This is a genomic window from Actinomadura sp. KC345, assembly GCF_004348515.1.
Lineage (GTDB): Bacteria > Actinomycetota > Actinomycetes > Streptosporangiales > Streptosporangiaceae > Spirillospora.
The window spans coordinates 1-4,942 of record NZ_SMKH01000433.1 but is presented as its reverse complement, the minus strand read 5'-3'; the positions used below and the strand labels follow the sequence as shown (position 1 = coordinate 4,942).

General features: G+C 65.8%; 6 protein-coding genes and 1 pseudogene. 6 read left to right on the top strand and 1 reads right to left on the bottom strand.

Translation table 11 applies throughout. The features are described 5' to 3' along the window. Window positions 1-217: pseudogene (locus E1281_RS37420) on the top strand (IS5/IS1182 family transposase); the annotation flags it as partial. Window positions 218-488: 271 nt separating this feature from the next. Here E1281_RS37420 and E1281_RS37415 read toward each other — a convergent pair. After that, window positions 489-914 (bottom strand): ATP-binding protein, encoded by a 426-nt coding sequence (locus E1281_RS37415; protein ID WP_131884436.1) that lies wholly within the window; start codon window positions 912-914, stop codon window positions 489-491. A gap of 108 nt (window positions 915-1,022) precedes the next feature. Between E1281_RS37415 and E1281_RS37410 the strand changes: the two genes are divergently transcribed. From E1281_RS37410 to E1281_RS37390, 5 genes are all read left to right on the top strand, one after another. Further along, on the top strand, window positions 1,023-1,850 hold the full coding sequence (locus E1281_RS37410; RefSeq protein ID WP_131884435.1) for a helix-turn-helix transcriptional regulator: 828 nt from the start codon (window positions 1,023-1,025) through the stop codon (window positions 1,848-1,850). After that, entirely contained in the window at window positions 1,831-2,025 is a 195-nt protein-coding gene (locus E1281_RS37405) for a DUF397 domain-containing protein (protein ID WP_131884434.1), read from the top strand. The genes E1281_RS37410 and E1281_RS37405 overlap by 20 nt, the downstream gene beginning before the upstream one ends. Before the next feature lie 422 nt (window positions 2,026-2,447). Then, entirely contained in the window at window positions 2,448-3,065 is a 618-nt protein-coding gene (locus E1281_RS37400) for a hypothetical protein (RefSeq protein ID WP_131884433.1), read from the top strand. Between the two features lie 481 nt (window positions 3,066-3,546). After that, window positions 3,547-3,816 carry a hypothetical protein gene (locus tag E1281_RS37395; RefSeq protein WP_131884437.1) on the top strand — a complete coding sequence of 90 codons (270 nt, stop codon included), beginning with the start codon at window positions 3,547-3,549 and terminating at the stop codon, window positions 3,814-3,816. Window positions 3,817-3,995: 179 nt separating this feature from the next. After that, on the top strand, window positions 3,996-4,706 hold the full coding sequence (locus E1281_RS37390; RefSeq protein WP_131884432.1) for a DUF6082 family protein: 711 nt from the start codon (window positions 3,996-3,998) through the stop codon (window positions 4,704-4,706). Window positions 4,707-4,942 lie beyond the last annotated feature (236 nt).

Sequence of the window (4,942 nt, the reverse complement as noted above, 5' to 3'; positions counted from 1 at the left end):
CCCGCACGTCACGACGCCCTACAAGGGCAAGGACAAGCCCGAGCCGCTCAAGGACGCCAACCGCTCCCACGCCAAGCTCCGCGGACCAGGCGAACGAGCCAACGCCCAGCTCAAGAGCTGGAAGATCCTGACCAAGCTACGTTGCTGCCCCCACCGCGCCGGTCACCTGGCCAAGGCCATCCACGTCCTCCAGAACCGCGAGCTCAACGCACGTTGAAAAAGGTTCAGTGAGCCCGACCGATTTGCCCACACAAACGCGACTTGATCGAGGACGCCTGACCATCGTGTTCGCGTCCTGGCCAGCTTCAGGTGAATCGAAAAGTCATCGGCGGTCGATCCGCAAGCTGGTCCGGACCGCCCGCCGCTACGCTCCGTTGAGATCCAACCGGCCTCCGTCGACCGCTGCCCGATGACCTTCACCACCGCGTTGCAGAGCATCCGTGGCAACGACAGGTGTGCGCCCCTCGTGGCCGCATTTCTAGCGTTGATCAGGGTTTGAGGCGTGCCCAGGCCCACTTGCCGCCGGACGGGTCGGGGGTGTGGCCGCACTCGGCGGCCAGGGCCGCGACTATCGGGAGGCCCCGGCCGCCGTTGTCGTCCCAGTGCTCCTCGGACACGTCGAGGGTGTCGAGTGTCATCTCGACCAGTGGGCGGGCTTGCGGCTTGGCCGGGCTCGCGTCCCACACCGCGATGAGGACGCCGGCGGTGTCGCGGCTGCACTGGTAGCGGATCTCCTTGCCGGGCGTTGCCGTTACGGCGTTGGTGATCAATTCCGAGGCGATCAGGAATGCATCGTCCGAAATGTGCATACAGCCCCATTTGTGTAGACGGTTTTCGGTGAGCGTGCGCGCCAGACCCGGCGCTGCCTTCGAGGCCAGCATCGGGATCAGCAGGCAGTCCGGTGTCGTCAGCATCGATCGCCCGGTCCTTCCTGGAGAGATTCACGTTTCGTGCCTCCAGGGTCACGTCCGGTGACTAAACTGGGGCGTATTCGTAAACATCTCAACCCCCGGGAGATGTCGATGAGCGCCGCCGACGAGCTCGACCCCACGTCCTCGCTCTATGCCTGGTTGGCCTATGACCTGCGGTTTTACCGACAGAAGCGAGGTCTCACCGGCACCCAGGTAGGAAAGATCATCAACTGCGTCCGGTCGCATGTTGCGAACCTGGAAGCTGGACGGGCCTGCATCGACATGGATCAGGCGAAGGCCCTCGATAAGGCATGGGACACAGGAGGGCACTTCGAGCGGCTTCTCTTCTTCGCGCGATCCCTTCACAACCCGGACTGGTTCCGGCAGAGCACCGAGTACGAGGCGAAGGCCAGAATTCTTCGGATCTACCAGGGCCAGACGGTTCCCGTCCCTCTGCAGACGGAGAACTACGCCCGCGCCGTCCTGTCAATGGCTCGCGTCGAAGACCCTGAGAAGGCGCTGCTGGGACGCATGGCGCGGCAGGAGCTGATCGTTGGCAGGGAGGACCATCCTTTGATCATGGCCCTTCTCGACCAGGACTCGCTGGACCGTCCGACCGGAGGCACTACGGTCATGAAGGGTCAGCTTCGGCGGCTGCTCGAGCTGGGGGAGCGTCCGAACGTGAGCATTCGAGTCATCGCCAGATCGGCCGGTTGGCACTTCGGGTTGAACGGGCCGTTCCAGATCATGAGCCTGGAGCGTAGGGACGTCGCCTACGTCGGTGCGTTCCGTGGTGGCCGCTTGGTCCAGGACGCTGCCGAGGTGCGGGAGATGGCCGTAGATTTTGAGTTGATCGGGGTGAAAGCCTCGTCCGAAGGCGAATCCCGGGCCCTGATCGAAAAGCTCATGGAGGGTTTTGATGGAGATCAACTGGCGTAAGAGCTCGTACAGCGGTAGCTCCAACGACGAGATGTGCGTCGAGGTTGCCGAGCTGATCAGCGGCGTCGGGATCAGGGACTCCAGGAATCCGCACGGCGAGTTGCTTGACGTGAGCAGCGCGGAGTTTGCCGGGTTGGTCGGAGGGATCAAGAAGGGTGCGCTCGACCTGGCTTAGCGAGTTTTCGCTGGTCCTGGGGTGGGCGGTTCAACGCCCACCCCGGACCGGCCAAGCGATGGCGGGGGAGTGACGGATGGAGATGGGCGCGGAAGAGGCCGACGTCGGCGGCCGATGAGGTTCGGCGGAACTTGGCGCAGCGCCTCACGACGTTCGCGTTGGCGGACACGCAGGTCCGCGCCGCTGGGTTGTTTCCTCAGCCATCCTGACTAGGGAACTTTGGGATCTCGCCTGCGCATTCGCGGGTGGTAGTGGTTCGCCGACCTGGTCAGCGACTGTATGCGTCGGGCGTGGGGCTGGCACGGGTTTGAGCCGGGTCGGCCTGCCCTGCGGTGGCCCGCTGGGGCCCGTTGTCGTCGATGTGCAACCCGCTTCCGTCCGCGTCACATGGGACGGAGGGATCCGTCGCCCGGAGGACGTCGATGCCCCTCGAACCACTTTTCCGGCGGGTCGCCGCTCTGCACCGTTCCTTCGTAGACAGAGAGACAGCGATCGCCGCCTTCGCCGAGGTGTTAAGCGTCGGGCCGGGCTCGCCGTGCGTGTTCAACGTGGCCGGGGTGGGCGGCATCGGTAAGTCCCGACTCCTGCGGGAGTTGGGGGAGTGCAGTGCCGAGACGCACCGGACCGCGACGCTCGACCTCCAGGTCCCCGCGATGCGGCAGCAGGAGACGCCCTCGCGGTCCTGCGCATGGAACTCGGCCGCCAGGGCGTCCGGTTTCGATCGCTTCGACATCGCCTACGCCGTCCTCTGGCAGCGGCTCCACCCGCACCTGCGCCTCTCCCGCAACGATCTCCCGTTCGTGGACGAGAGCGAGGCACTCTCCCAGGTCCTTGACGGTGCGGCCGGCGTCCCGGTGTTCGGCACAGGCGTCGGGCTGCTGCGCCTGTTGGGCAAGGCCCGAACTTCGCACGCGCCGATATCGAGCTTTCGACGCCGTACATGCGTTCCACACGACCCTCGGGTCGTTGCAGCGCCGTTTCGTCTTCCAGGAGGCACCAAGGCCGGACGGTCAGCGGTTCAGATGCCCGCTATTCGATAAATACACAGATATCCTGTTTGTCGGATTCTGTGTCGAATAGGCCAATTTGCGCCATGTGATCACTCGACGGTAATCGTCGTCCTGACCGGGGGCCCGCGTCCTTCCCCGGGGTGCGAGTCCCCCACCGCCACTCTCACGGCCGCGACAGAGCCGCCTGCCGTCTTGCCGCGCACGTCCACTAGGGAATACCACACGTCGTCGAGGACGTCCCCGGCGACGAACTCGTGACGCCGCGCGATGCCCCCGACCCGCCCCAAGTGCTGGACGATGTGGCGCGGCTGTTCACCCAGTTCACCCGCGTTCCCCGGCTTTCGGACGCCCTCGCCACCTGGCCCGCCAATCCACATGCGCGATAGGCGAGTGACCGTTCGCCCCCAGGGTGATGAATCACTGTAAACGGGTGCTTTGTCAAGTCTTGTCGCAATCATGTAGGTATGCGAAACTTTCTGGCGGTGTCAGCTACCGAAGGTGAGGTCACGTGATGTTCAGGCCATGGGAAGCCGATCACAGCGCGGGGTTCCAGCGACGGCTGGGAAAGACGGCCGCCGAGGTGGGGGATAGCCGCACGACCCAGGACTGCCCCGAGATCTGGGAACTGGACAACGGCGACATCGCGATCATCGGCCGCGATGCCACCGCTGCCTACAGCGATCGGCTTCCGCCAGGCGTGAGCCTCGGCACTGATGAACGCCTCGTGGTCATATCCGGCCGCATGCTCGCGGCTGCCAAGCCGGATATCCGGGACGCATGACCAGGGATTCTGGGTGACGAACCTGCGACCACGCGAGCGCCTGCCATAGCAGCGACAAGCCTGCATGGCCCGACGCGTCCGCGTGGTCGTGGCCCCACGTCCTTCCAGTGAAGCTGTACACACCGCGAGTCCTTCGAAAACGGCTTCTCGGCCCTCGCCGGCCGGTCTATCGTTCGCAAGTGCCTACCCTCCGTGCGCGTCCGAGAACACTCGGTCTCATTGTCCTGACCCTTCTGGTCGTCGGCGTCATCGGCGCTTTCCTCTGGGCCCTGCTCACCTTCGACGGGCCCGCCACTCGCTGGGAGCGACTGACCCTCGGCGCGGCATCAGCGGTCGTGGCCGCCGCCGCTCTCGTCGGGATCGTGGCCACTCTCATCTTCCAGGCGCGCGAGACGAAGATCGCGCGTGAAGAGGCGCGTCGCATCGCGATCGCCGAGCTGCTCAAGATGGCCATGGACGACCCCGACCTCGACGAGGCGTGGGGCCCGGTACCGGCGGGCGAGGACCGCAAGGCCCGGCGCCAGCTCATGTACATCAACATGATCATCTCGGAATGGCAGATGTCCTTCGAGACGAAGGCCCTCCCCGAGGCCCGCCTGCGCGCGATCTCCCGCGAGATGTTCAGCGCCCACCCGGGACGCGCCTACTGGCGCGAGGCCCGCCAGGTGCGCACGAGCACCTCGGAGACCAAGCGCGCCCGCCGCTTCCACCAGATCCTCGATGAGGAGTACAACCGGGCCCCGGCACCTCCACCGGAGCGTCCCCGATCCCAGCGCGCCCGGCTCCTCGGCGTCGGTGGGGTGGCCGGGGCCGTGGCGCTGGCCACCGTGCTCGGCCGCGCCCTCACCCACCGGACGCGCCGCGGACCAAAACGGGCACCAAGGCGCTGAGCGCCGTGCCGGGTGGCGTCCCCGAGGCCGCACCGTACGCCCAGGCTCATCCGCCAGACCGATCCCGGAGTGTTCAAGCTGAGCTGCATCGTGCGCGGTCGCGGCGTGGTGGCACAAGACGGCCGGAGCGCCGATTTCGACGCCGGGAACCTGGTGCTGTATGACACCTCGCGTCCCTACCTGGCCGAGCTTGCATCAGACATTCCAGCCGGTCAGATGCTGGTCTTACGCTTCCC